Origin of the sequence: Parablastomonas sp. CN1-191 (genome assembly GCF_049354825.1) — a bacterium.
Classification (GTDB): Bacteria; Pseudomonadota; Alphaproteobacteria; order Sphingomonadales; family Sphingomonadaceae; genus Novosphingobium.
Genome location: NZ_CP186480.1, coordinates 1463137 through 1486749, shown reverse-complemented (window position 1 = coordinate 1486749; position 23613 = coordinate 1463137). Strand labels below are relative to the sequence as shown.

At 69.4% G+C, this 23613-nt stretch carries 27 protein-coding genes; 8 read left to right on the top strand and 19 right to left on the bottom strand.

Translation table 11 applies throughout. The annotated features are described in order from the left end of the window. Positions 1-3: 3 nt before the first annotated feature. From ACOYW6_RS07405 to ACOYW6_RS07395, 3 genes are all read right to left on the bottom strand, one after another. On the bottom strand, positions 4-750 hold the full coding sequence (locus tag ACOYW6_RS07405) for a thioredoxin domain-containing protein (protein ID WP_423140691.1): 747 nt from the start codon (positions 748-750) through the stop codon (positions 4-6). A 124-nt stretch (positions 751-874) separates the two neighbouring features. Then, entirely contained in the window at positions 875-1549 is a 675-nt protein-coding gene (locus ACOYW6_RS07400) for a thioredoxin domain-containing protein (protein WP_423140690.1), read from the bottom strand. Continuing rightward, on the bottom strand, positions 1546-2112 hold the full coding sequence (locus tag ACOYW6_RS07395) for a DUF721 domain-containing protein (protein ID WP_423140689.1): 567 nt from the start codon (positions 2110-2112) through the stop codon (positions 1546-1548). The genes ACOYW6_RS07400 and ACOYW6_RS07395 overlap by 4 nt, the downstream gene beginning before the upstream one ends. 29 nt (positions 2113-2141) lie before the next feature. Here ACOYW6_RS07395 and ACOYW6_RS07390 point away from each other — a divergent pair, with 29 nt between their 5' ends. Next, positions 2142-3197, top strand: a complete 1056-nt coding sequence (locus ACOYW6_RS07390; RefSeq protein ID WP_423140688.1) for an A/G-specific adenine glycosylase — start codon at positions 2142-2144, stop codon at positions 3195-3197. Here ACOYW6_RS07390 and ACOYW6_RS07385 read toward each other — a convergent pair. Then, positions 3194-3415: a hypothetical protein gene (locus ACOYW6_RS07385; protein WP_423140687.1), complete on the bottom strand. Its 222-nt coding sequence runs from the start codon at positions 3413-3415 to the stop codon at positions 3194-3196. The genes ACOYW6_RS07390 and ACOYW6_RS07385 overlap by 4 nt on opposite strands. A gap of 101 nt (positions 3416-3516) precedes the next feature. Here ACOYW6_RS07385 and ACOYW6_RS07380 point away from each other — a divergent pair, with 101 nt between their 5' ends. Together ACOYW6_RS07380 and nudC are read left to right on the top strand one after the other, a co-directional pair. Further along, a complete protein-coding gene (locus ACOYW6_RS07380; protein WP_423140686.1) occupies positions 3517-4806 on the top strand; it encodes a serine hydrolase domain-containing protein in 1290 nt (429 codons plus the stop codon). Continuing rightward, positions 4803-5690, top strand: a complete 888-nt coding sequence (gene nudC / locus ACOYW6_RS07375; RefSeq protein WP_423140685.1) for an NAD(+) diphosphatase — start codon at positions 4803-4805, stop codon at positions 5688-5690. Before ACOYW6_RS07380 ends, nudC begins: the two co-directional genes overlap by 4 nt. A 1-nt stretch (position 5691) precedes the next feature. Here the strand turns inward: nudC and ACOYW6_RS07370 are convergent, their stop codons facing one another. The 3 genes from ACOYW6_RS07370 to mgtE form a co-directional block, all read right to left on the bottom strand. Next, entirely contained in the window at positions 5692-6480 is a 789-nt protein-coding gene (locus tag ACOYW6_RS07370; protein WP_423140684.1) for a sulfite exporter TauE/SafE family protein, read from the bottom strand. 82 nt (positions 6481-6562) lie between these two features. Then, positions 6563-6982, bottom strand: coding sequence for a DUF1489 family protein (locus ACOYW6_RS07365; protein WP_423140683.1), 420 nt, complete (start codon positions 6980-6982; stop codon positions 6563-6565). Continuing rightward, a complete protein-coding gene (gene mgtE / locus ACOYW6_RS07360; protein WP_423140682.1) occupies positions 6982-8460 on the bottom strand; it encodes a magnesium transporter in 1479 nt (492 codons plus the stop codon). Before mgtE ends, ACOYW6_RS07365 begins: the two co-directional genes overlap by 1 nt. Positions 8461-8568: 108 nt before the next feature. On the opposite strand from mgtE, the gene ACOYW6_RS07355 reads away from it, so the two are divergent. Both ACOYW6_RS07355 and ACOYW6_RS07350 read left to right on the top strand, forming a co-directional pair. Next, positions 8569-9039 carry a peptidylprolyl isomerase gene (locus ACOYW6_RS07355; RefSeq protein ID WP_423140681.1) on the top strand — a complete coding sequence of 157 codons (471 nt, stop codon included), beginning with the start codon at positions 8569-8571 and terminating at the stop codon, positions 9037-9039. Positions 9040-9206: 167 nt separating this feature from the next. After that, a complete protein-coding gene (locus tag ACOYW6_RS07350) occupies positions 9207-9920 on the top strand; it encodes a hypothetical protein (RefSeq protein WP_423140680.1) in 714 nt (237 codons plus the stop codon). A 75-nt stretch (positions 9921-9995) separates the two neighbouring features. On the opposite strand, the gene ACOYW6_RS07345 is transcribed toward ACOYW6_RS07350, so the two are convergent. From ACOYW6_RS07345 to ACOYW6_RS07330, 4 genes are read right to left on the bottom strand one after another with little or no spacing between them, the layout of a single operon-like run. Next, positions 9996-10880, bottom strand: a complete 885-nt coding sequence (locus ACOYW6_RS07345) for a LysR substrate-binding domain-containing protein (RefSeq protein WP_423140679.1) — start codon at positions 10878-10880, stop codon at positions 9996-9998. Beyond that, entirely contained in the window at positions 10880-11767 is an 888-nt protein-coding gene (locus ACOYW6_RS07340) for a hemolysin family protein (RefSeq protein ID WP_423140678.1), read from the bottom strand. The genes ACOYW6_RS07345 and ACOYW6_RS07340 overlap by 1 nt, the downstream gene beginning before the upstream one ends. Positions 11768-11800: 33 nt before the next feature. Next, the gene (ybeY, locus tag ACOYW6_RS07335; RefSeq protein WP_423140677.1) at positions 11801-12298 is read right to left on the bottom strand and encodes an rRNA maturation RNase YbeY; all 498 of its coding nucleotides are present in this window, start codon (positions 12296-12298) and stop codon (positions 11801-11803) included. Between the two features lie 4 nt (positions 12299-12302). After that, positions 12303-13346 carry a PhoH family protein gene (locus tag ACOYW6_RS07330; protein WP_423140676.1) on the bottom strand — a complete coding sequence of 348 codons (1044 nt, stop codon included), beginning with the start codon at positions 13344-13346 and terminating at the stop codon, positions 12303-12305. 173 nt (positions 13347-13519) lie between these two features. On the opposite strand from ACOYW6_RS07330, the gene ACOYW6_RS07325 reads away from it, so the two are divergent. Continuing rightward, positions 13520-14419, top strand: a complete 900-nt coding sequence (locus ACOYW6_RS07325; RefSeq protein WP_423140675.1) for a hypothetical protein — start codon at positions 13520-13522, stop codon at positions 14417-14419. On the opposite strand, the gene miaB is transcribed toward ACOYW6_RS07325, so the two are convergent. The 8 genes from miaB to ACOYW6_RS07285 all read right to left on the bottom strand — a co-directional run bounded on the left by miaB (position 14416) and on the right by ACOYW6_RS07285 (position 19898). Then, on the bottom strand, positions 14416-15771 hold the full coding sequence (miaB, locus tag ACOYW6_RS07320; protein ID WP_423140674.1) for a tRNA (N6-isopentenyl adenosine(37)-C2)-methylthiotransferase MiaB: 1356 nt from the start codon (positions 15769-15771) through the stop codon (positions 14416-14418). The genes ACOYW6_RS07325 and miaB overlap by 4 nt on opposite strands. A 13-nt stretch (positions 15772-15784) precedes the next feature. Continuing rightward, complete coding sequence (locus ACOYW6_RS07315) at positions 15785-16537, bottom strand: lysophospholipid acyltransferase family protein (RefSeq protein WP_423140673.1); 753 nt, start codon at positions 16535-16537, stop codon at positions 15785-15787. After that, a complete protein-coding gene (locus tag ACOYW6_RS07310) occupies positions 16534-16956 on the bottom strand; it encodes a Fur family transcriptional regulator (RefSeq protein WP_423140672.1) in 423 nt (140 codons plus the stop codon). Before ACOYW6_RS07310 ends, ACOYW6_RS07315 begins: the two co-directional genes overlap by 4 nt. A gap of 89 nt (positions 16957-17045) precedes the next feature. Beyond that, positions 17046-17483, bottom strand: coding sequence for a MucR family transcriptional regulator (locus ACOYW6_RS07305; RefSeq protein ID WP_423140671.1), 438 nt, complete (start codon positions 17481-17483; stop codon positions 17046-17048). A gap of 169 nt (positions 17484-17652) precedes the next feature. Then, positions 17653-18111, bottom strand: a complete 459-nt coding sequence (locus ACOYW6_RS07300) for a GNAT family N-acetyltransferase (RefSeq protein ID WP_423140670.1) — start codon at positions 18109-18111, stop codon at positions 17653-17655. Beyond that, positions 18108-18716 carry a tRNA (adenosine(37)-N6)-threonylcarbamoyltransferase complex dimerization subunit type 1 TsaB gene (gene tsaB / locus ACOYW6_RS07295; protein ID WP_423140669.1) on the bottom strand — a complete coding sequence of 203 codons (609 nt, stop codon included), beginning with the start codon at positions 18714-18716 and terminating at the stop codon, positions 18108-18110. Before tsaB ends, ACOYW6_RS07300 begins: the two co-directional genes overlap by 4 nt. 10 nt (positions 18717-18726) lie before the next feature. Next, positions 18727-19317 (bottom strand): malonic semialdehyde reductase, encoded by a 591-nt coding sequence (locus ACOYW6_RS07290; RefSeq protein WP_423140668.1) that lies wholly within the window; start codon positions 19315-19317, stop codon positions 18727-18729. A 2-nt stretch (positions 19318-19319) separates the two neighbouring features. Beyond that, positions 19320-19898 carry a NifU family protein gene (locus tag ACOYW6_RS07285; RefSeq protein ID WP_423140667.1) on the bottom strand — a complete coding sequence of 193 codons (579 nt, stop codon included), beginning with the start codon at positions 19896-19898 and terminating at the stop codon, positions 19320-19322. Between the two features lie 121 nt (positions 19899-20019). Here ACOYW6_RS07285 and ACOYW6_RS07280 point away from each other — a divergent pair, with 121 nt between their 5' ends. Together ACOYW6_RS07280 and ACOYW6_RS07275 are read left to right on the top strand one after the other, a co-directional pair. After that, positions 20020-20532 carry an FKBP-type peptidyl-prolyl cis-trans isomerase gene (locus ACOYW6_RS07280; RefSeq protein WP_423140666.1) on the top strand — a complete coding sequence of 171 codons (513 nt, stop codon included), beginning with the start codon at positions 20020-20022 and terminating at the stop codon, positions 20530-20532. Between the two features lie 81 nt (positions 20533-20613). Beyond that, on the top strand, positions 20614-23550 hold the full coding sequence (locus tag ACOYW6_RS07275; protein WP_423140665.1) for a M16 family metallopeptidase: 2937 nt from the start codon (positions 20614-20616) through the stop codon (positions 23548-23550). Positions 23551-23613 lie beyond the last annotated feature (63 nt).

Here is a 23613-nt window from a genome sequence, read left to right as displayed (position 1 = left end):
GCCTCAGCGCGCGCCGGCGCGCTCCAGCTCGGCCTTGATGCCGGGCCAGGTGTTGGCCTCGATCTTCGAACCGTTGAGCAGGAAGGTGGGCGTGCCCTGGATGTCGTAAGTGGCCGCATCCTTTTCGGTGGCGTCGGCGAACGCCTGCGCCTTGGCCACGTTGGACAGGCAGGCTTCGGCCTGTGGCTTGGCCAGCCCGCGCGCCGAGAAGAAGTCGGTCAGCCCGGCCAGGTTGGCATAGCCGATGAAGCGCTGCGCCGGCGGGCCCTCGCCGATCGCCTTCTGCGCCGCTTCGCCCGCGGCCTGGATCTTGTCGTACATGGCCGACTGGTTGGCGAAGACCTGGTCGGTCAGCGCGAAGAAGCTTTCCGGCGGTGCGCATTGCACCAGCATCGTCGCGGTAATGTCGAGCGGGTCACGCACGAAGTTGCGGAATTCATAGGAAACGCGGCCGCTGGCAACATACTTGTCGCGGATGTCGGCGGCGCCCAGCTCGGTGAACTCGGCACAGTGCGGGCAGGTCAGCGATCCGAACTCGACCAGCTTGATCGGCGCGTCGGGGTTGCCCATCCGGTAGCCGCCCTCGGGCGTCTTGACGATCATGTCGGCCCAGGCCTTGCCTGCGGGTGGCGCGATCGGGGCGGTCTGCGCGCCGCCGGGCGCGCCGGTGGCGGCGGGCCCGTCCTGCTTGCACGCGGAAATCAGCGCGACGGCGAGGAGAAGGGGGGCGATGAGGAACTTGGTGGGCATGGAATCGCGCGCTCCAGTCAGGGACGGGTCATGGCCGGCAGGCTAGCCGGTCCTGCGGGGATATTGAAGGGCCTGCGCGCGCGCAGGTGCGACGGTCCACAGCTTGCTGCCGGGGACAGTGCGCTCAGAACCGCGCGGCGAGCTGTGGCGCCAGCAAGTCCCAGCTGTGGGTGCCGACCAGCACCTCTTCATCGATGGCGAAGCTGGGGGTGGAATCGATGCCGGCGGCATCGGCCGCGTCGGTCTGCGCGGCCAGGCGCGCTTCCAGCGCCTTGTCGGTCAGGCAGCGGTCCATCGTCTGGCGGTCGTAGCCGCGCGTCGCCATGATCTCGAAGATCTTGAAGTCGGCGGCGATGGCGCGGTTGCGCTGCGCCAGGTCGGGGTTGCGCCAGCGGACCGATTGCGCCTCGGTGGCGGTGGTCATCGGCTTGCTCCACACCTTCTGGCTGCCGAAGATGGCGGCATTGTTGAGAAAGAATTTCTCCTTCGGCCCGCAGTTGGCCGCCATCGCCCAGGCCAGGTCGACCGGATCGCGGACATAGTTGCGGATTTCCCACCGCATCTTGCCCGGATACACGTAAGCGAGCCGCAGCGCGCCGCCGGCCTCGCGCTCGAAATCGGCGCAATGCGGGCAGGTGTAGCTGGCATATTCGGTCAGCAGCACCTTGGCCGCGGGATTGCCAAGGATGTTCGCGCCGGTGGGCGTGCGCGCCACCACGGTGTTCCAGTTGGCGGCCGGTCCGGCGGCGAGCGAGAAGGCCGCCACCAGGGCCAGCGCGGCAAATCGGATCGGCTTCATCGTTCGTCTTCCCCTTCGGCGGCCACGCCCATGCTGCGCGCCAGCGATTCCAGCACCGTGCGCAATTCCGGGTCGCCGATATCGCGCAGGCTTTCGCCCAGTTCCATCGGGATCGGGCGCAGCGACGGCGGCGCGGCCGGCCTTCCTCCACCCGGGCCAGAAGCAGGCGGCGCCTTAACCGCGCCTTGCCGGATCTTGACCCGCGAAACCGCGCGGTAGCCGAAGAAGCGGTTCACGCGCTCGATGATCTCGGGAACGACGTGCGCGATCAGCGGCGCGTGCGCCGGCAGCACAACCAGGTCCAGGATGCCCTCGGCCTTTTCGCCGGGGGGAAAGCGGATCGCCTCGGGCTGGCAGGCGCGGGCATGACGCTCGCCGACGATTTCGCTCCACCGCGTCACCACGCTGGACTGGACGAATCCGAAACGGCGAAAGGCGGTGCGGCCGACGTCGGGCATAAGCTCGCCGATGGAGCGCGGCGCGCCGCCGCGCGGCCGCTCGTAAGGGCGTGCGGCGGCGCCCTTCTTCGGCTTGCCCTTGGGGGTGGTGCGATCCCGTTCCATTGCCGGCGGGGCAATGCCATAGCGGCGCGATGGACGCCAGCAGCCAGACCGTCGCTTTCGCCAACGTGACCGCGACGCTGCTGGCCTGGTACGATTGCCACGCACGCGTCCTGCCGTGGCGCAGCCCGCCCGGCGCGCCGCCGCCCGATCCCTACCGCGTCTGGCTGTCGGAAGTGATGCTGCAGCAGACCACGGTGGCGGCGGTGATTCCCTATTTCGAGCGCTTCACCGCCCGCTGGCCGACGGTGGCCGCGCTGGCGAGTGCGGACGAGGCCGACGTCATGGCGGCGTGGGCGGGGCTGGGTTACTATTCGCGCGCCCGCAACCTGGTGGCGGCAGCGCGCGTGGTCGGGGCGCTCGGCGCCTTTCCGCGTACCGAGGCGGAACTGCGCGCGCTGCCCGGCCTGGGCGCCTATACCGCCGCCGCGGTCGCGGCGATCGCGTTCGGCGAGCCGGCCGCCGTGCTCGACGCCAATGTCGAGCGTGTCGCCGCGCGGCTTTACGCCGTTGCCGCGCCGCTGCCCGGCGCTCGCACGCTGCTGCGCCGGCACGTGGCGGACCTGACCCCGGCGGATCGGCCGGGCGATTTCGCGCAGGCGATGATGGACCTTGGCAGCGCGATCTGCACCCCGCGCGCGCCAAAGTGCCTGCTGTGCCCGCTGGCCGCCCCCTGCGCGGCGCGCGCCGCGGGCGAGCAGGAGCGCTATCCGGTCAAGGCGCCGAAACGCATCCGCCCCGAACGGCGCGGTACCGCCTGGTGGCTGACGCGCGGGGACAGCGTCCTGCTGGTCACGCGGCCGCCGCGCGGGCTGCTGGGCGGCATGCGCGCCTTGCCCGACGATGGCTGGTCTGCGCGCGCAGACGGTACCGGACAGCCGCCCGCGGCGGCGCGCTGGCGCGATGCCGGCAGCGTCAGCCACGGCTTCACCCATTTCGACCTGGTGCTGGCGGTCAGGACTGCCGACGGCATCGCCGATCCCCCGGCCGGCGAATGGTGGCCGATCGCGCGGCTGGCCGAGGCCGGACTGCCGACGCTGTTCGCCCGCGCCGCGCAGCGGGCGCTGGCGGAAAGCGGCCAGCCCTAGAAGATGCCGTGGCCCAGCATCAGCCGAAGCACCGCCAGCGCCAGCACGACCAGGCAGAAATTGCGTCCGCCGTTGGAGCGCGACAGCGCGCCGATCCCGGCGCCCGCCAGCGCCACGGGCAGCACGAACCAGTTGCCCCAGCCAAGGAACGGGATGACCGAGGGGATCGCCAGCAGCAGCGCGAAAAGACCGATCAGGATCGAGAGCAGGTTGAGCATGTGCGTTATATGGATAACACACGCGGCGGCTGCAAGGTGGCCGCGATTGACCGCCCGCCGGCCATCGCCCATCCTGCACTGAAACGGGTTTGGAGAGGGTCATGATCGCAATCGAGACTACCGCGCTGTCGCGCCGCCGGCTGCTGGGCGCGGGCCTGCTCGGCGCGGGGATGATGGCGGCGCCGCGCTGGGCGCTGGCCGCCCCGGCGCCCTCCTTTCCCGCCATCGAAAAAATGCTGACCGACTATGTCGACGGCGGCAAGCTGGCCGGCGCAGTTGCCTCGGTCGGCTTTGGCCAGGCGCCGCCGACCTTCCTGGCGCGCGGCCGCCAGTCGCTCGACGCGCCGACCCCGATCGGGGCCGACAGCCTGTTCCGCATCTATTCGATGACCAAGCCGATCACCGGCATGGCGGCGATGATCCTGGTCGACGAAGGCAAGCTCAGGCTCGACCAGCCGCTCAGCGACATCCTGCCAAAGTTCAAGGCGATGCAGGTGCTCAAGGACGCCGGCGGCCCGCTTGATCAGGTCGAGGCGGCAAAAACGCCGATCACGATCCGCAACCTGCTGACCCACACCGCCGGGCTGGGCTACCACATCATCCAGAAGGGCCCGATCCAGCAGGCCTACATGGCGGCCGGGCTGGTCCCGGCGGCGGCCACGCGGCTGCCGATACCGGGCCTGTCGGGCGGCAAGGTCCTGCCCAGCCTGGCCGCCTTCGCCGACGCGCTGGCGGCGATGCCGCTGGTCTACCAGCCGGGGACGAAGTGGTCCTACTCGGTCGGGCTCGACCTGATGGGCCGCGTGATCGAGGTGGTCTCGGGCATGCCGTTCGACCGCTTCGTGATGGAGCGGATCGTCGGTCCCTGCGGCATGGGCGAGACCGGGTTCGCGGTGGCGCCCGCGCTGAAGGACCGGTTGACCAGCAATTACGGCGTGCTGGACGGCGCGTTGCTGCCGCTCGACCCGGCGCGAAATTCGATCTTCCTCGACCCGCCGCCTTATCCGTTCGGCGGCGCGGGGCTGGTATCAAGCCCGCGCGACTACGACCGCTTCCTGCAGATGCTGGTCGGCTTCGGCAAACTCGGCACGCGCCGGGTGATGAGCGAAAGCGCGGTCAGGATGGGCACGTCCAACCTCCTGCCGGCGGGCGTGCCCGGTCCCGACGGATCGGGCTTCGGGGCCGGTGGGCGCGTCGGCCTGGGCGAAAGCGCCGGCGTCTACGGGTGGGGCGGCGCGGCCGGCACGATTGCCTTTGCCGACCTCAAGCGGGGCATCCGCGCCGGCTTCTACACCCAGTACATGCCGTCCGACGCCTACCCGATCCACGCTGCGTTCCCGGTTGCCGTGCGGTCCGACCTGGCGGCGATGGCGGGCAAGCTGGCCGCGTGACGATCGCCTTTGCCGGCGGCGGGCTGGACCGCGCCGATCCCGTCCGCTCCGATCCCGCCCGGCTTGCCGTGCTGACCGACCACCGCGCGCGGTTGCTGCGGATGGACGGGCTGGACCCCGTCCTGGGCGCAGACGGCGGGCTCGAATGGGGCACCCTGGCAGAGGCGGGCGACGCCGACGAACTGGTGTTCCTGGGCCTGGATGCGGACGCCAACGAGCATGAGCGCGGCTGCTTTGCCGCGGTGCCGCCCGAACTTGCGGGCAGCGTCGCCCCGCCGTCACCGCGGCTGTGGGGCGCGATGGCGGCAATGGCGGCGCGCGACCTGGCGACTTATGCGGGCGCGCGCAGCCTGGTCGACTGGCACGCCCGCCACCGCTTTTGCGCGCGCAGCGGCCACCCGACGCGGATCGCCAAGGGCGGCTGGCAGCGCACCTGCACCGATCCCGCCTGCGCCGCCGAGCATTTCCCCCGCGTCGATCCGGTCACCATCATGCTGGTCGAGAACGGCGGCCGCCTGCTGCTGGGCCGCCAGCCGCGCTACCCGGCGCGGCGCTTTTCCGCCCTCGCCGGCTTCATCGAGCCGGGCGAGGGGATCGAGGACGCGGTCGCGCGCGAAGTGCTGGAGGAAGCCGGCGTACGGGTCCGCGACGTCACGTATGTCGCCAGCCAGCCGTGGCCGTTCCCGGCATCGCTGATGATCGGCTGCCACGCCCAGACCGACGACGAGGCGATCGTCATCGACACGACCGAGCTCGACGATGCGCGCTGGTTCAGCCGCGAAGAGGTCGCCCATGCGATGACCGGCGCGGACGACGGCGCGTTCCTGGCCCCGCCGCCCTACGCGGTGGCGCATCACCTGCTGGACTGGTGGCTGTCACGCTGACTTACTGAAGCAGGATGCGCAGGCCCGACAGCGTCAGCACCGCGGCCAGCGCCGGGCGCAGCCACTTGTCGGGGGCGCGGCTCGACACCAGGCTGCCCACGATTACGCCCGGTATCGACCCGATCAGCAGGTTGCCCAGCAGCACGAAGTCGACGTCGCCCAGCAGCCAGTGGCCGGCTCCGGCCAGGAAGGCCAGAGGCACCGCGTGGGCGATGTCGGTGCCGACGATGCGGCTGACCGGCAGGTAGCGGTACATCATCAGCAGCACGGTGACGCCGATCGCGCCCGCGCCGACCGAGGTGATCGTCACCAGCACACCCAGCAGCGCGCCCAGCGCCACGGTGGGAAGGTAGTTATGACGCGGATCGATCGGTTCGTAGCGCTTGCCGTAATCGAGCAGGCGGTCCTGGAACAGCACGCCCGCGGCGGTGACCAGAAGCAGGCAGCCCAGCACCATCAGGATCACGTGGCTGGCGTTCTTGCCGATGTGAATGAACGTGTTGAGCGCGATCAGCGTCAGCACCGCGGCGGGCAGAGAGCCGGTGGCGAGCCGGCGCATGACCTTCCAGTCGACCGAGTTGCGAAAGCCGTGCACGCCCATGCCCACCGACTTGGTGGTGGCGGCATAAAGCAGGTCGGTCCCGACCGCGGTGGCCGGCGCCACGCCGAACATCAGCACCAGCAGCGGCGTCATCAGCGACCCGCCGCCGACCCCTGTGATGCCGACCAGCAGGCCGACCAGCAGCCCGGCCAGCGCGTGCAGCGCATCGAAATGTTCGGCCGGGTTCATGCCCCGATCCCTGCCAGCGGTACACCGCGCTGCCAACCAAGCGTTGATCGCGCGCCGTCAAGCGCCGCTTCGGCCCAGCGGTTCATACCAGCCCCAGCCGCGCCAGTTCGCCCGCGACGCGCGGCGGCAGGACCTCGCCCACTTCCTCCCCGTCGACGAGATCGCGCGGGGCGTCCGCTTCGGCCAGGTAGCGCCAGCCCTGGTGGGCGCGGCGCGGCACCGGACGCACCAGCCGCACCCGCGGGTCGATCAGGATATGCGTGCGCCCGTCGGGCGCGTCCTCGAAGCCGAGGATCTCGGTCCGCGCCACCAGCTGGTGCTTGAAGATCCAGAACAGCGATCCGTTGCCGCCCGGATCGGCCGCCCCCGTCACGATCTCGGCATGGCGCTTGGGCAGGTAGCGCGTGGTCAGCCGGGCCACCGGGCCGCGCGCGGAGAACCAGCCGGTGATCTCCTCGAGCGACAGCGCACCGTAAGCGACCTTGGTCAGGCTCAGCGCCATCAGTGCACGCCCGTCAGCGCGGCGAGGCCGAGGAACGAGAAGAAGCCCATCACGTCGGTCGCCGTGGTCACGAACACCGCCGACGAAACCGCCGGATCGATCTTCAGCCGGTCCAAAGTGACCGGCACGGCGATGCCGGCAAGGCCCGCGGTCAGGTTGTTGATCACCATCGCCGCGGCGATCACGCCGCCCAGCAGCGGGTTGTGGAACACCAGCGCGGTGGCGGAGCCGATCAGGATCCCCAGCGACACGCCGTTGACCGCGGCGATGCGAAGTTCGCGCAGGATCATGCGGACGGTATTGGAACTGGTCAGCTGGTTGGTGGCCAGCGCGCGCACCACCACCGCCAGCGTCTGGGTGCCGGCATTGCCGCCCATGCCCGACACGATCGGCATCAGCACCGCCAGCACCGCGAACTTGGCGATGATGCCCTGGAACGCTCCGACCACCGAGGCCGCCAGCAGCGCCGTGCCAAGGTTGACGACCAGCCACGACAGCCGCGTCCGCACCGTCAGCGCGAAGGGCTCGTTGATGTCGCCGTCGCCCGCGCCGGACAGCCGCAGGAAGTCCTCGCCGGCCTCTTCCTGGATGATGTGGACCACGTCGTCGACGGTGATCTGGCCGACCAGGCGGCCCGATTCGTCGACCACGGCGGCGGAGATCAGCGCGTATTTCTGGAACCGCAGCGCGACCTCTTCCTGGTCCATCGTCACCGGCACCAGCGTCTGGTCGCGCTTCATCACGTCGGTCAGCGCGATGTGGCGCGGGCTGGTGAGCACCCATGACAGCTGGCAGGTGCCGACCGGCATGAAACGCGCGTCGACGATGAAGACTTCCCAGAACTCGGTTGCCAGGTCGTGATCGTCGCGCAAGTAGTCGATCAGCATGCCGACGGTCATGTGCTCGGGCACCGCGACGAAGTCGCGGCTCATCAGGCGGCCGGCGGATTCCTCCGGATAGGCCAGCGCGCTTTCGATCGCGGCGCGGTCTTCCGGCTCCATCTCGGCAAGGACCGCTTCCTGGTCCTCGCGGTCGAGATCCTCGAGCATCGCCACAGCGTCGTCGGTGTCGAGCTGCTCGGCGATGTCGGCGACCGCCTCGGCCGGCAGGCTCTCGACCAGCTCCTCGCGGACGTGGTCGTTGAGCTCGGCGATCACCTCGCCGCCCATCAGGTCGCTGATGGCGTCGACGAAGGCGGCACGCTCGTCGCTGTCGAGCAGCTCGATCAGGTCGGCGATGTCGGCGGGGTGAAGCGGCTCGACCAGGTCGTAGACCGCCTCGTGCTCGCCTGCCTCCACCGCCTCGCGCACGCGGCGCACGTAGTCCGGCTTGAGGCGGTTCTCGGCATCGAGGCTTTCGTCGGAGCGGGCGTCGGAGCGGGCGTCGGTTCGGGCGTCCCCCCGTGCCTCGTCGCGCACGTCCGCCGCGGCCGGCGCGGGCGCCTTCTCGAGCAGCGGATCGGACGGTTCGGCGGCCATTGCCTGCGGTCTAGGGGGCGATGCGGCAAATGCAACCGTGCGCCGCGCGAGCGGGTGACATTCGCGCGGTGCGCCCTATATCGGCGGCCGCATTCCAGGAGATGACCCATGGCCGACGAATACCTGACCCTTACCCTCGACACCGGCGACGGCACGCCCAAGGACGTCAAGATCAAGCTGCGCCCCGACCTGGCCCCCGGCCATGTCGAGCGGATCAAGGAACTGGCGAGCGAGGGCTTCTACGACGGGGTCAAGTTCCACCGCGTGATCCCCGGCTTCATGGCGCAGGGCGGCTGCCCCAACGGCACCGGCATGGGCGGCTCGTCCAAGCCCGATCTCAAGGCCGAATTCAGCGCCGAGCCGCACGTGCGCGGCACCGCCTCGATGGCCCGCACCAGCGCGCCGAACTCGGCCAACAGCCAGTTTTTCATCTGCTTCGACGATGCCCGCTTCCTCGACAACCAGTACACCGTCTGGGGCAACGTGGTCGAAGGCATGGAAAACGTCGACGCGCTGCCCAAGGGTGAACCCCCGCGCGAGCCGGGCAAGATCGTCAAGGCCAGCGTCAGCGAAGGCTGAGCGCCAAGCCATTTGAGCGGACAGGGGGGCGGAGAAATCCGCCCCCCTTTTTCGTGTGCGATGCTTGAAGCGGTGAGTCTGCAAACGACCCCACAGCCGACAGTGAGACGCCGCCCGATTGCAGGCATCAGCGCTTCTGTTAGCGTCAGCCAAGGACCGGAGTATGTATGCATATCCATTTGCCTAAACCACTGCACGGCTGGCGTGAGTTTTTGGGCGAGGTGGGAATAATCGTCATGGGCGTGATAATCGCGCTGGGCTTAGAGGCGTGGGTGTCTGACGTAGAATGGCAGTCGAAGGTCGCTGAGGCTCGAACGCAATTGCGGCATGAAGTGGGTAACAACCTCGCACTGATGGATGACAGAATTTCCATTCGGAAGTGCGTGGACGCCCGACTCAACGAGTTGTCTTTGATCGTAACGCAAGCCACGAAATCGGGGCGCATTCCGTCGCTCGGCCCGATCGGGGGACCGCCGTCCTACACATTTCCGACAGCTGTCTGGGACAGTCAGGTGGCAGCCGAGACCGTGACCCATTTCCCCGCCGAGCAGATTGCCGCCATCAGCCGCGCTTACCGGTTCATCGACTCATTTCGTGCGAACAACGCGGTCGAAAGGGCTGCATGGTTGAAGCTGAGCACGATGGTTGGCCCGGGTAGGCCAGTCGACCCGGCATCGTTGAGCGAGTTGATCGAAGCTCTTAAATCGGCCCAAGGGGCAAATGCAGGTTTGCAATTCAGAAAAGAACCAATTTTTCGCGTCTTAGAGAAGGGCGGACTGGGTGACGATTTCCCTCAACTCGATCCGAACAACCCTCCGGTCTTGTCGACTGATACGCCGATCATCTGCGAACCCATTGGGAGGCCTGCCAAGTCATACTAACGCATGTTGCCATGTCCGCTTCCCACACAACATCGCGACATATCGCTATTCGATGAACGCGCCTAAAAGCCGCCGCTAAAGCCCCGCCTTGACGATCCAGTCGTGGAAGATCCGCACGCTGCGCAGGTCCAGCGCGTGGGGGCGGCAGACGAACCAGTAGGAATAGGGGCTGGCCACTTCGATATCGAACAGGCGGACGATGCGGTTGTCGTGGGCGCGGCGGAAATGGTCGTCGTGCATGATCGCGATGCCCATGCCGTTGGCGGCGGCCTCGAGGATCATCTGCCCCGAATCGTAGTGATCGACCGCGGCGGGTTCGAGGTCCGGCAGGCCGACAGCTTCCTTCCAGGCGATGAAGCTGTCGGGCAGTTCGGTGTGGATCAGGAAGGTCTGGCGCGACAGGATCGCGGCATCGGGCACCGGGCCGATTTCGCCCGCCAGGGCATGGTTGGTGATCGCATAGACCCGGTTCTGGTCGAGCTGGACCGAATGGAACGTCGCATCGGGCTGGCGCGCCAGCACGATCGCGGCGTCCAGCGTATCGCCGACGCGGGTTTCCAGGTGGGCCCCGGTATCGATGTCGATATGCAGGCGCGGGTGCGCCTTCCTCAGTTCGGGCAGGCGCGGGAACAGCCGCTGCGTCCCGAACAGCGGCAGCACGCCAAGGTGCAGGCGCAGGACGCGGCTGTCCTCGACCTGGCCTTCGACCGCGGCGGCCAGCTCGTCGAACTTGGGGCCGACCGCGGCGTAGAACGAATTGCCGTCGTCGGTCAGCTTCATCGCCTGGTGCTGGCGCGTGAACAGCCGCTTGCCGATGAATTCCTCCAGCGCGGTGATCCGACGCGACAGCGCGCTGGGGCTGAGGCCCAGCTCGTCGGCGGCGGCACGCGCCGAACCCAGGCGGACGATGCGCACGAAGGCCTCGATCGCGCGCAGTGGGGGCAGGCGCCGGATCGCCATCAGGCTTCGGCTTCGGCTGGGGCGGGGGGATGCAGGCGCAGGCGGGTGAGGTGCGTCTCGGTGCCGGCGGTCACCTCGATCGTCCAGCCGCTGGGGTGCGCCAGCATCGCGCCGACGCCGGGCACCTGTTCGGCCAGCATCACCGCCAGGCCGCCCAGCGTGTCGACCGCTTCCTCGGTCTCGGCCAGTGCGGGATCGACCTGCTCGCCGACCTCGTCGAGTTCGACCCGCGCGTCGGCGTCCCACAGCCCGTCGCCCAGCGGGACAAGCAGCGCGGTCGGTGCGTCGTCGTGCTCGTCCTCGATCTCGCCGACGATCTCCTCGACCAGGTCCTCGATCGTGATGATGCCGTCGGTGCCGGAATATTCGTCCACCACCACCGCCAGGTGGATGCGGCTGGCGCGCATGTCGGCCAGCACGTCGAGTGCGCCGCGCGCCTGCGGCACGAACAGCGGCTGGCGCATCAGCGGCGCCCAGTCCTTCGGCGGCTTGCCTTCGGCCAGGAACGGGAAGACGTCCTTGATCAGCACCATGCCGACGATTTCGTCGAGGGTCTCGCCGTGGACCGGCAGGCGCGAATGGCCATGCTCGGCAAAGGCGGCGATCAGTTCGTCCCAGGTGGCACTGGCGGGGATGGCGATGATCTCGCCGCGGGGAATGGCGACGTCGTCGGCGTCGTGCTCGCTGAAATGGAGCAGGTTCTTGAGCATCTGGCGCTCGGTCGCCGACAAGTCGTCGGGCGACGGCGGCCCGTCCTCGCGGTGCTCGTCGATCGCATCCTCGAGCTGGGCGCGCAGCCCGCGCTCGGCATCCTCGCCCGCAAGCACGCGTTTGACCGCGCGCCACAGCCAGCGCTTACTGTCCGCGTCTCCGTTATTTTCGGCCATTATTGTAACCAGAAGCCCCGTTCCGCCCGCGCGTCAGGCGCCCGGTCGGTCGTCATATGGGTCGGCAAGGCCCATCCGCGCAAGCGCCTTTATCTCCAGCCCCTCCATCGCCGCGGCATCGGCCTCGCCGGTCTCGTGGTCGTAGCCGGCCAGGTGGAGAAGCCCGTGGACCATCAGGTGGGCGGCGTGATCGGCCAGCGGCACGCCCTTTTCGGCAGCCTCGCGCGTGCAGGTTTCCAGCGCCAGCGCCAGGTCGCCCAGCATCTCCTCGGGGCCGTCGGCGGCCAGCGATAGCAGTTGGGCGCGCTCCAGCATCGGGAACGACAGGACGTTGGTCGGCTTGTCCTTGGCGCGCCACTCGCGGTTCAGCGCGTGGACCGCGTCGTCGCCGGTCAGCAGCACGCTGGCGGACAGCCGCGCCGGCGCCAGCTCGGGCGCCACCGCGGCGGCGGCTTCGCCGCAGCGAAAGGCCAGCTCAGCCCAGTCGGTATCGCCCGGCCAGCCGGTCTCGATCTCGACGTCGAGGTCCATCGGCTCAGCCGTCCTCGCCCGCCTCGCCGCCCTCGTAAGCCTCGACAATGCGGCCCACGATCGGGTGGCGAACGACATCGGCGGCGCTGAAACGCGTCACCGCGATGCCGTCGATGCCTTCCAGCCGGCCGACCGCGTCGTTAAGGCCGCTCATCCTCGGCCCGCCGGGAATGTCCACCTGCCTGGGATCGCCGCAGACGACCATGCGGCTGTTCTGGCCGAAGCGGGTCAGGAACATCTTCATCTGTTCCTTCGTCGTGTTCTGCGCCTCGTCCAGAATGATGAAGCTGTCCGCCAGCGTGCGGCCGCGCATGAAGGCGATCGGCGCAATCTCGATCTCGCCCGAGGCCAGCCGCCGCTCCACCTGCTCGGGCGGCATGCAGTCATACAGCGCGTCGTAAAGCGGGCGCAGGTACGGATCGACCTTGTCCTTCATGTCGCCGGGCAGGAAGCCCAGCCGCTCGCCCGCCTCGACCGCCGGGCGCGACAGGACCAGGCGCTGGACGCTGCCGGTCATCAACTGGCTGACCGCCTGGGCAACCGCGACATAGGTCTTGCCGGTGCCGGCGGGCCCCAGCGCGAAGATCACGTCGCGGCTGGCCAGCGCGCGCATGTATTCGATCTGCGTCGCGCTGCGCGGCACGATCGTTTTCTTGCGCGTGCGGATCATGATCGGCGGTGCGTCGCCGCTGCCGGTGATGATGCCGTCGAGCGTGGGCTCGGCGCTCATCGAAATAAGCGCCTCGACCGCGCCGGTATCCAGGTCCTGCCCTTGCAGCAGCCGCTGGTGCAGGCCCTTGAGCACTTCGCGCGCGCGGGCAACACCTTCTTCGGGCCCTTCGATCTGCACCCGGTTGCCGCGCGCGCCGATGAACACGCCCAGACGGTTTTCGATCTGCACCAGGTTGGCATCGAACTGGCCAAACAGGGCCCCCAGGACGGCGGGTTCGTCGAACACCAGTTCGGTGCGGGCGCGGCGGCGGCCTTCGGCAAGCGGGGCGGCCTGGACATGCGCCTCGTCATAGGCGCGGGCGGGTTTGCGGGCCATGAAGCGGGTATGGTGCTCCTTTCGGCGGCGGCGCGGGAAAAGGCCGCAGCGCCGGCACCGACCGAGATAGGGCGCGCATCGCGCCGCGCAATGGCGCTGCGCCGCACCGTGGTGGAAAACGGACGTGGAACGCGCGCTGGCGGCGCCCGCCGGACGCGGCTAAACACCTGCCGATGAAGCGAATCCTTTCCGCCGCCCTGGCCGCCCTGCTGCTCGGCGCCCCCGCCTGGCAGGCGCTGCACGCCCAGGACGATGCCATCGTCGTCACCGGCGAGCGCGAGAAGGCACGCCTGCGTGCCGCCAGCCTGGCCAAGGCGATTACGAGTCCGCCGCCGGCGGGAACGCCGCTGGCGCGCCAGTACCAGCCGCTGTGCCTGCGCGTGTTCGGCATCCAGGCCGACGTTGCCGCCATCATTGCCGACCGGATAGCCGACAATGCACGCAGCGCCGGGGTGATCATCGCCAAGCCGGGGTGCCAGGCCAACGCATTCCTGGGCGTATTTCGCGGCGGCCGCGGCGCGGTAGAGCGGCTGCGCAAGGAACAGCCCTGGCTGTTCGAGACGATGCTGCGTTACGAGGTCGACCGCGTCTTCGCCGGCACCTCGCCGGTCTATGCCTGGCACGCCACCGAGGTGCGCAGCGTGGATGGGCGGCCGCTTCCCACCGGCGAAATCGACATCGGCGGACGCAAGGCCGAAGTGAAGATGAACAACCAGTACGCCGGCGGGCGGCTGGTGTCGCCGATCCGCGCCGATGTCACCGGGTCGATCGTGCTGATCGAAGGCGCGGCGACGCAGGGCAAGACCGCGGGGCAGATCGCCGACTACGCCTCGATGCGGCTGCTGGCGCCGCTGCGCGACGCGCCGGCCGACCGCCACGGGGTCGAAACGATCCTGTCGCTGTTCGACGCCGATGCCAGCCCGCCGGCCGAACTGACCACGTTCGACCGCGCCTATCTGCGCGGGTTCTACCGGCTTGGCCCGGGGGCCGGCGCAGCGGCGATGCACGATGCCACGATGAAGGCCTATGCCGACGCCGAAAAGGCGGTCGCGGCCGACCCGCCGGCCGGCTAGACGGGGCGCGCCGCCAGCGAATTCGGACCCGCTTCCACCAGGTCGACCTCGACCAGGTCGCCGATCGCGGCATCGGCGAAAAAATGGGCCGATTGCAGCCACGGCGTCTTGCCCAGCCACTGGCCCGGCAGCTTGCCTTTTCGCTCCACCAGGACGTGGCAGCGCTTGCCGACGCTGGCGGCGTTGAAAGCATGCTGGTGGCGGCCCAGCGCGGCCTGGAGGCGCTGCAGGCGCTCGTCCATGACCGCGGGCGCGACCTGGGCCGCCATCGTCGCCGCCGGGGTGCCGGGGCGGGGTGAATACTTGAAGCTGAACGCCTGCGCATAGCCGACCGCGTCCACCAGCTTCAGCGTCTCGGCGAACTCGGCCTCGGTTTCGCCCGGGAAGCCGACGATGAAGTCGCCCGACAGCGCGATATCGGGGCGTACGGCGCGAAACCGGTCGAGCAGCGCCAGGTAGCCGGCGGCATCGTGGCTGCGGTTCATCGCCTTCAGCACCCGGTCGCTGCCCGATTGAACCGGCAGGTGCAGGAACGGCATCAGCTTGGGGTTCTGGCCATGCGCGGCAATCAGCGCCTTGCCGGCGGCGGTGTCCATGTCGGCGGGATGGCTGGTGGTGTAGCGGATCCGGGCGAGCCCGGCGATGTCCGACAGCGCGTCGATCAGCCCGGCCAGGCCGACCGCGCGGCCCTTTTCGTCCTCGCCGCTCCAGGCGTTGACGTTCTGGCCCAGCAACGTGATCTCGCGCGCGCCGGCCTCGACCAGGCGCTGCGCCTCGGCCACCAGGTCGGCATATGGCCGCGAGATTTCGGCGCCGCGGGTATATGGCACCACGCAGTAGGTGCAGAACTTGTCGCACCCTTCCTGCACGGTCAGGAAGGCGCTGGGCGCCACCTTGCGCCGGGCGGGCAGGGCGGCGAACTTGGCCTGCGGCGGCATCTCGGTATCGACCGCGCGGCGGCCCTCGACCGCCTCGCGCAGCAGCGCCGGCAGGCGGTGATAGGCCTGCGGGCCGACCACCAGGCCGACGGCCGGCGCGCGCGCCATGATCTCCTCGCCCTCGGCCTGGGCGACGCAGCCGGCAACCGCGATCAGCGGCGCGCTGCCATCGGCGCGGCGACCCCGTTTGCTCAGGTGCCCGATGTTCGAATAGACCCGCTCGGCCGCGCGTTCGCGGATGTGGCAGGTGTTGAGCACGACGAGGTCGGCATTCTCGCCCTCGGCCGCTTCCTCCAGCCCTTGCGAGCCGAGCAGCTCGGCCATGCGCTCGCCGTCGTAGACGTTCATCTGGCAGCCGAAGCTCGTGACGCGAAAGGTGCGGGGCGGGGCGATCGGTTGGGCAGCGTCGGACATGGGGGCTGCGCCCCTAGCGCAGCGGCGCCGGGTTGGGAAGCGCGCGGGCGGCGCCGCAGGCATCGCGGACCGCGGCTTCGGCGGCAGCGGCGATGGTCTTGCGGTTCGTCAGCGCCTCGCCCGCCAGCGGCGGCAGGAAGTGGATGGTCAGCCGGGTCGGGCCGGGGCGGCCCAGGATCTTGAAGAAGTTCGCCGGGCCCGGCTCACTGCCCAGCCACGCAACGTCGGCGGCCCCGGGCCCGTAGTCGAGCAGGACCGGCTGGATGGCGACGCCGGGCGGCGGCGGATCGATGGCGGACAGCAGCGATGACTTGAACGGCAGGAAGTGCGTGCCATCGCTGGTCGTGCCCTCGGGAAAGATCGTCAGCGGCTTGGCGTCCGCCATCGCGGCGCGCACCTGCCCGACCTGCTCGCTGACCGATGCGCGGTCATGCCGGGCGATGAAGACGGTGCGGTTCATGTCGCACAGGGCCTTCAGCGCGCCGTGACCGGCCAGGCCCGAATGGGCGACGAAAGCGGTGTCGGTGCGCCCGGCGAGCGCAAGAATGTCGATCCAGCTGGCGTGGTTTGCCAGGAACAGCGCGCGCCGCGCCGGGGTTCCGATCGCGGTCACCTCGACCCCGGCCAGCTTCGCCATCGCGCCCAGGAAATTCTGCGGCCAAGGATTGCGCCCCGGAAGCAGGCGCCAGAGGTAATACAGCGCCACGCAGCCGATCAGCAGGACCAGCATCGCCGCCAGGCGGCCGGCGATGCGCAGATGCATCATTGGCCGCGTTCGAGGCGGACCCCGTAAAGCTCCATGCGGTGGTCGACCAGGCGGTAGCCCAGCTTTTCCGCGATCTGGCGCTGGAGCGCCTCCAGCTCGGGATCGACGAATTCGATCACCTTGCCGCTTTCGACGTCGATCAGGTGATCGTGGTGCGCCTCGGGTGCGGCCTCGTAGCGGGCGCGGCCGTCGCCGAAATCATGGCGGTCGAGGATGCCGGCTTCCTCGAACAGGCGGACCGTGCGGTAGACCGTGGCGATCGAGATCTTGGGATCGATGGCGGCGGCACGCTCATGCAGTTTCTCGACGTCGGGGTGATCGTCGCTGTCCGACAGCACCCGCGCGATGACGCGGCGCTGCTCGGTGATGCGAAGCCCACGCTGCGCACACAGCGCTTCGATATCGATCTTTTGCTGCAAGGATAAAATCCGACTGGAAGCCCGAAAAAAAGAACGCCTCGCCGGATAGTAACCCGGCGAGGCGAATCTTCAACCGCGATGGGAGCCGCTTATGCCTTGGGCTTGCGGCCGCGCTTCTGGCCCGGCTTGCGGCCAAGGCCGATCTTCACCGCCAGGTCGCGGCGCTTCTCGGCATAGTTGGGCGCGACCATCGGATAGTCGGCGGGCAGGTTCCAGCGCGCGCGGTATTCATCGGGCGTCATCCCGTGATACGTCGACAAGTGGCGCTTGAGCATGTTGAGCTTCTTGCCGTCTTCCAGGCAGACGATGTGGTCGGGCTTGACCGAGGAGCGGATCGAGACGGCCGGTTCAGGCATCTTTTCCGGCTCCGGCGCGGCATTGCCCAGGCCGGCGAGCGCACCGTAGACGGTGGTGATCAGCGTCGGCACGTCTTCGACCGCGACGTTGTTGTTGCTGACGTGGGCGGCGACGATGTCGGACGTGAGCGTAATCAGCATCTCGGCCGTGTCGGCTTGAATGTCATCCATTGTTGGTAATCCTTGAAGCAGAAGCGAACCCGTTAAAGCGCGGCCATCGTCTTTACGATTTGAATGAACGCGCTGTATTCGCGGACTATACGAATTTTCGCTTGCGGGGACAAGCGCGACAGTGCCGATTCCGATTCTTTGAGTATTCGAAAGATTATCGCCGACGAAATCAATCCAGTTCGCGCGCATAAGTCCTCGCGTCGATGCGACTTCCCTCGCCGCCGCGGTAATACGCGGGCCGCGTCCCGACATGCACGAAGCCGTGCCGGTGATAGAGCGCCTCTGCCGGGTTGCCGGCGCGCATCTCCAGCAGCAGGCGCTTCGCACCGCGTTCGCGCGCCTGCGCCGCGAACCGGTGCATCAGCGCGTCACCAAGGCCGCGGCGGCGCTGCGCCGGGTCGACCGCCAGCAACAGCAGTTCGCACTCGTCGGCGGCATGGCGCGAGAGGAAAAACCCGGCCGCGAGTGCTTCGCCCTGCGGCGAAGCGCCATCGGCGCCGACCAGGGCGTAGTCGCACGATCCCAGCAGCAGCGCGTCCTCGATCTGGCGGCGGGTCCAGGCCTCCCCGTAAGCGGGATCGAACGCGGCGGTCATCACCGCCATCAGCTTGTCGATGTCGTCGCTCATGCCGGCAGTCGCGCGTCGGGCCCGCGGCCGTAGATCGGCGACAGGTCGGCGCCCAGACGGCCGGCCCCAAGCAACAGCACGTCGCGCGCCAGCGGGTGGAGCGGCAGCGCGGTGCCGGTGCCGCGCAGCGCCACCAATGCCGCGGCCTGGGTTCCGGCGATCAGCGGCGCGCGGCTGGCGGCGGCGGCAGCTTCGGGCGAAAGCGATGCGATTCCGCCCAGCGGCGTGCCGTCGGCGGCAAAAGACGCGAAGAACCACTCGCCGTGGCCGGCGGTCATCGCCACGTCGACCGGGCCATCATGGCCCGCCAGCGCCTGCGCCGCGACGAGTGCCAGCGTGGCATAACCCAGGAGCTGCGCACCCCAGGCCAGTTGCAGCGCCCGGGCCGCGGCCAGGCCGATCCGCACGCCGGTAAAGCTGCCCGGCCCGCGCGCGACCAGGATCCGATCGGCCCGGCCCCTGCCCGGCAGCGCCGCGATCATCGGCACCAGCGCTTCGGCATGGCCGCGGCCCAGCAGCGCCGCGTCGTCGGCAATCAGCGCGCCATCATCGAACAGCGCGACCGAGCACATCTCGGTCGCGCAATCGATTGCCAGCGTCCGCATCGCCCGCGTGTCAGGCGATGGTGTTGAACAGGTCGAAGTCGGGGCGGGGCAGGCGGCCGAAGATCGTGGCCGGATCGCCGTAACCCAGCGTCGAGATGAAGTTGGACTTCACCCGCGGGGTATCGGCAAAGAACGCCGCGTCCACCGCCGCGTTGTCGAACCCGCTCATCGGCCCGGTGTCGAGGCCCAGCGCGCGCGCCGCCAGGATGAAGTAGCCGCCCTGGAGCGACGAATTGCGCATCGCGGTGGTCTGGCGCACGGTCTCGTCGGCGAACCACGGGCGGGCATCGACGTGGGGGAACAGCGTCGGCAGGTGATCGGGAAATTCCAGGTCCATCGCGATGATGGCGGTGACCGGCGCGCTTTCGATCTTGGGCTTGTTGGCATCGCTGGCGCAGGCGGCCAGCCGGGCCTTGGCCGCGTCGCTGACGCACCAGACGATGCGCGAAGGCAGCACGTTGGCGCTGGTCGGCCCGAACTTCACCAGGTCCCAGATGGCGCGGAGTTGATCGGCCGACACCGGCTTGTCGAGGTAGCCGTTATAGCTGCGCGCGGTGCGGAACAGCTGGTCGAGCGCGGTATCGCTGAGCGGTTCGGACATCGTCAGGCGGCCCTTACTTCGGCGACTTCGGGGACATAGTGCTTGAGCAGGCTCTCGATGCCGTGCTTGAGCGTGGCGGTCGACGACGGGCAGCCCGAACAGGCGCCCTGCATCGCCAGGTAGACGACGCCTTCGCGAAAGCCCTTGTAGATGATGTCGCCGCCGTCGTTGGCCACCGCGGGGCGCACCCGGGTCTCGATCAGGTCCTTGATCTGGGCGATGACGTCGGGATCGGCATCGGCATCGTCATAGGCGGCCTCGTCGACTTCGGCGGGAACGGCGAAATCGGCGCTGCCCGACGCGAACAGCGGCGCCTTGCTGACGAAATGGTCGAGCAGGACCGACACCACCAGCGGCTTGAGGTCGCTCCAAGAAACGCCCGGCGCGGCGGTGACCGCCACGAAGTCGCGGCCAAACAGCACGCCCGACACGTCGCCCAGCGCGAACAGCATCTCGGCCAGCGGGCTCGCCTCGGCCGCCTCGGGGCTGGTGAATTCGCGCGTGCCGGCGGCCATCACGGTTTCGCCGGGCAGGAACTTGAGCACCTGCGGGTTCGGGGTCGTCTCGGTCTCTATGAACATGCCTTGCCATGTAGGCGCCGCGGGGGCGGGGTCAAGCAAACGGCAGGCAAGGAATCGCACGGCGGCGGCAAGTGCCGCTATTTCAGTGGCGTAGGCGGCCCGCCGCGCTTAAGGCGCGGCGATGAGCCTTGCCATCCTCGCCGCGCTCGCGGCCGCCGCCACCCCGTCGGACATCATTCCGCTTCCCCTTCAGCCGGTCGTCCCGGCCGCGCAGCGCACTTGCCCGGCCCGGACCGCGACCGGGCTCGGCGTAAAGCCGCTGCGCCCCGGCAGCGGCGCCAGCCCGGTGGCCGACGACGTCGTGCTGATCAACTACATCGGCTACCTGGCGTCGACCGGGCAGGTCTTCGACCAGGGCATGCAGCAGCCGCTCGCCGTCAGCGAGGTCATCCCCGGCTTCACCCAGGGCCTGCTGACGCTGAAGCGCGGCGCCATCAGCCGCTTCTGCATTCCCGCCGCGCTGGGCTACAAGGACCAGGCCGCCGGGCCGATCCCCGCCAATTCCGACCTCGTCTTCCAGGTCGAGCTGGTGGAGTTCAAGACCCGCGCCGAGATCGAGGCGATGCGGGCCGCCGCCGCCGAGCAGGGCGCCCAGCAGGCTGCCCCGGCGCCCGCCACCCCCGCCAAGCCCTGACAGGATTGCCGCATACCGGCGCCGGGGTGACGGGCGGCCTATTCACTGGCCCTTCACCTCGGCGCTTCCTATAGCGGGGGCATGCCATCGCTTACCCGCGCCGCCCGGCGCATCGCCCTTACGCTTCCCCTCCTGTTCGTTGCCGCGCCGGTCCTGGCGCAAAGCGGCCCGCAGTCCGTGGCCGCCGCGCCGGTGGTGGCCGGCACCGGGGCCGACGTGCCGTGGCTCTACCGCGGCAGCGACATTCCCCAGGACCCGGAGTGGGTGTTCGGCGAACTGCCCAACGGCGTACGCTACGCTGTGCGCAAGAACGGCGTGCCGCCAGGCCAGGTCTCGATCCGCGTCCGTATCGACGCCGGATCGCTGTATGAGCGCGACAGCGAGCGCGGCTATGCCCACCTGCTGGAGCATGCGGTGTTCCGGCAGTCGCGCTACCTTGGCGACGGGCAGGCAATCGCGGCGTTCCAGCGCCTTGGCGCCACGTTCGGCAGCGACACCAATGCCGAAACGACGCCCACCGGCACGACCTTCAAGCTGGACCTGCCCAGCGCCACACCGGCGACCCTGGACGAGGCGATGAAGCTGGTCTCTGGCATGGTCGAAGCGCCGGCGCTGTCGGCCTCGGGCCTCAAGGCCGACGTGCCGATCGTCCTGTCCGAAAAGCGCGAGCGCGGCGGCACCGCCGAGCGGATCCAGAACGCCCAATACGGCACCTTCTTCGCCGGCCAGCCGCTGGCCGACCGCACCCCGATCGGCACGACCGAGGCGCTCGAGGCGGCGACCCCGGCCAGCGTGCGCGCCTTTTACGAGCGCTGGTACCGGCCCGAGAACGCGCTTGTGGTAGCGGTCGGCGATGCCGAACCGGAAGTGCTGGCGGCCACGATCCGCAAGTATTTCGCCGACTGGAAGGGCACCGGCCCGGCCGCCAGGGCGCCCTCGTTCGGCGTTCCCGCCGCGCCGGCCGGCGCCAGCGCCGCCAACCCGGTGGGCGAGACCAAGGTGCTGGTCGAACCCGAAGTGCCCCGCTCGCTGACATATGCCGTGGTCCGGCCGTGGAACCAGGTGACCGACAACATCGCCTACAACCAGGGCCTGATGCTCGACCAGATTGCCCAGGCGATCATCAACCGCCGGCTCGAAGCGCGGGCCCGCGCCGGCGGCTCGTTCCTGACCGCCAGCGTCTCGGGCGACAAGCTCAGCCGGTCGGTCGACATGACCTCGGTCCAGGTAACGCCGCTGGGCGCGGACTGGAAGAAGGCGCTGGCGGACGTTCGCGGCGTGATCGCCGACGCGCGCAGCGCCGCGCCGACCCAGGCCGAGATCGACCGCGAATATGCGGAAATCAACGTCGCCTACGAAAGCTCGGTCGAGCAGCGCCGCCTGCAGCCCGGGTCCAAGCTGGCCGACGACATGGTCCAGGCGGTCGATATCCGCGAAACCGTCGCCAACCCCGAAACGGTGCTGGCGATCTACCAGCGCTCGAAGCCGCTGATGACCCCGCAAGCGGTGCTGGCGCATACCCGCACGCTGTTCGCCGGGCCGGTCATCCGGGCGTTCTACATCACCCCGCAGGCGGGCGAGGCGACCGACGCCAGCCTGCGCGCGGCGCTGCTGGCGCCGGTGCGCGCCGACGCCACCGCGCGGGTCAGCGCCAAGCCGGTTTCGTTCGCGTCGCTTCCCGCCATCGGGCCGACCACCGCGCCGGCGCAGACGATCCAGACCGGCCTGCTCGGGATCGAGCAGCTCAACTACGCCAACGGCGTGCGCGTGATGCTGTGGCCGCAGGTCGACGAGCCGGGCCGCGTCACGGTCAAGGTGCGCTTCGGCGCCGGCTGGCAGGAGCTGCGCCCGCAGGACGCGGTCTATGGCCGCCTCGGCGACATGGCGCTGGTCGGATCGGGGGTCGGCTCGCTGGGACAGGAGCAGCTCGACGCGATCTCCACCGGGCGCAAGATGGGCTTCAATTTCACGATCGAGGACGGCGACTTCAACTTCTCCGCCGACACCCGCCCGGCGGACCTGGCCGACCAGCTGTACCTGTTCGCCGCCAAGTTCGCGACGCCGCGCTGGGACCCCAATCCCGTCAACCGCGCCAAGGCGGCGCTGAACCTGGCCTACGACGGCTATCGCACCAGCCCGCGCGGCGTGCTCGACCGCGACCTGGCCTACTACCAGCATGGCAAGGATCCGCGGTACGCGATCCCGACACCCGCGCAGGTCGATGCCGCCACCCCGGCGGGCTTCAAGGCCGCGTGGGCCCCGATCCTGGCCAGCGGCCCGATCGAGGTCCAGGTGTTCGGCGACTTCAAGCGCGAGGATGCGGTCGCCGCGCTCAACCGCTCGTTCGGGGCGCTGGCGCCGCGCGGTCCGCTGCCGCTGGGCGAACCGCCGTTCGCCAGCGGCGCCCCGGCGCCGTCGCAGACGCCGGTCACGCTGACGCACAACGGCGACCCGTCGCAAGCCGCGGCGCTGATCGCCTGGCCGACCGGCGGCGGCGTCGGACCGGCGGGTGAGGGCGCGCGGATTTCGCGCAACCTCGAGGTGCTGAGCCAGGTGTTCTCCAACCGCCTGCTCGATTCGCTGCGCGAGAAGCTCGGCGCGTCCTATGCGCCGCAAGTGTTCTCGAGCTGGCCGAACGAACTGACGCAGGGCGGCGCGATCACCGCCCTTGCGCAGATCGACCCGAAAAGCGTGCCGGTGTTCTACCAGACCGCGCAGGAGATAGCGGCCGACCTGGCCGCCAAGCCGCCCAGTGCCGACGAACTGGCCCGCGTTACCGAACCGCTCAAGCAGTTGCTCAACCGCGCCGCGACCTCGAGCGCGTTCTTCATGGGCCAGGTCGAGGGCGGCACCCGCGATCCGGTCCGCTATGCCGCGGTCGGTTCGCTGCTGCGCGACTATACCCAGGTCACGCCGCAGCAGATCCAGGCCCTGGCGGCGCGGTTCCTCAAGCCGGGTGACAGCTGGCGCCTACAGGTGATGCCGGCGGCGGGCAAAAGCGGCGCTGCCAGCCGCTGAAGGCGCGCTTCTTTGCATCGCGGGCCGCCCGGCGCTATGGGCGGCCGCGAAGCAAGGAGCGCG

Coding starts and splice junctions, on each gene's coding strand:
- ACOYW6_RS07405 (WP_423140691.1), bottom strand. CDS start 750: ATGCCCACCAAGTTCCTCATCGCCCCCCTTCTCCTCGCCGTCGCGCTG.
- ACOYW6_RS07400 (WP_423140690.1), bottom strand. CDS start 1,549: ATGAAGCCGATCCGATTTGCCGCGCTGGCCCTGGTGGCGGCCTTCTCG.
- ACOYW6_RS07395 (WP_423140689.1), bottom strand. CDS start 2,112: ATGGAACGGGATCGCACCACCCCCAAGGGCAAGCCGAAGAAGGGCGCC.
- ACOYW6_RS07390 (WP_423140688.1), top strand. CDS start 2,142: ATGGACGCCAGCAGCCAGACCGTCGCTTTCGCCAACGTGACCGCGACG.
- ACOYW6_RS07385 (WP_423140687.1), bottom strand. CDS start 3,415: ATGCTCAACCTGCTCTCGATCCTGATCGGTCTTTTCGCGCTGCTGCTG.
- ACOYW6_RS07380 (WP_423140686.1), top strand. CDS start 3,517: ATGATCGCAATCGAGACTACCGCGCTGTCGCGCCGCCGGCTGCTGGGC.
- ACOYW6_RS07370 (WP_423140684.1), bottom strand. CDS start 6,480: ATGAACCCGGCCGAACATTTCGATGCGCTGCACGCGCTGGCCGGGCTG.
- ACOYW6_RS07365 (WP_423140683.1), bottom strand. CDS start 6,982: ATGGCGCTGAGCCTGACCAAGGTCGCTTACGGTGCGCTGTCGCTCGAG.
- mgtE (WP_423140682.1), bottom strand. CDS start 8,460: ATGGCCGCCGAACCGTCCGATCCGCTGCTCGAGAAGGCGCCCGCGCCG.
- ACOYW6_RS07355 (WP_423140681.1), top strand. CDS start 8,569: ATGGCCGACGAATACCTGACCCTTACCCTCGACACCGGCGACGGCACG.
- ACOYW6_RS07350 (WP_423140680.1), top strand. CDS start 9,207: ATGCATATCCATTTGCCTAAACCACTGCACGGCTGGCGTGAGTTTTTG.
- ACOYW6_RS07345 (WP_423140679.1), bottom strand. CDS start 10,880: ATGGCGATCCGGCGCCTGCCCCCACTGCGCGCGATCGAGGCCTTCGTG.
- ACOYW6_RS07340 (WP_423140678.1), bottom strand. CDS start 11,767: ATGGCCGAAAATAACGGAGACGCGGACAGTAAGCGCTGGCTGTGGCGC.
- ybeY (WP_423140677.1), bottom strand. CDS start 12,298: ATGGACCTCGACGTCGAGATCGAGACCGGCTGGCCGGGCGATACCGAC.
- ACOYW6_RS07330 (WP_423140676.1), bottom strand. CDS start 13,346: ATGGCCCGCAAACCCGCCCGCGCCTATGACGAGGCGCATGTCCAGGCC.
- ACOYW6_RS07325 (WP_423140675.1), top strand. CDS start 13,520: ATGAAGCGAATCCTTTCCGCCGCCCTGGCCGCCCTGCTGCTCGGCGCC.
- miaB (WP_423140674.1), bottom strand. CDS start 15,771: ATGTCCGACGCTGCCCAACCGATCGCCCCGCCCCGCACCTTTCGCGTC.
- ACOYW6_RS07315 (WP_423140673.1), bottom strand. CDS start 16,537: ATGATGCATCTGCGCATCGCCGGCCGCCTGGCGGCGATGCTGGTCCTG.
- ACOYW6_RS07305 (WP_423140671.1), bottom strand. CDS start 17,483: ATGGATGACATTCAAGCCGACACGGCCGAGATGCTGATTACGCTCACG.
- ACOYW6_RS07300 (WP_423140670.1), bottom strand. CDS start 18,111: ATGAGCGACGACATCGACAAGCTGATGGCGGTGATGACCGCCGCGTTC.
- tsaB (WP_423140669.1), bottom strand. CDS start 18,716: ATGCGGACGCTGGCAATCGATTGCGCGACCGAGATGTGCTCGGTCGCG.
- ACOYW6_RS07290 (WP_423140668.1), bottom strand. CDS start 19,317: ATGTCCGAACCGCTCAGCGATACCGCGCTCGACCAGCTGTTCCGCACC.
- ACOYW6_RS07285 (WP_423140667.1), bottom strand. CDS start 19,898: ATGTTCATAGAGACCGAGACGACCCCGAACCCGCAGGTGCTCAAGTTC.
- ACOYW6_RS07280 (WP_423140666.1), top strand. CDS start 20,020: ATGAGCCTTGCCATCCTCGCCGCGCTCGCGGCCGCCGCCACCCCGTCG.
- ACOYW6_RS07275 (WP_423140665.1), top strand. CDS start 20,614: ATGCCATCGCTTACCCGCGCCGCCCGGCGCATCGCCCTTACGCTTCCC.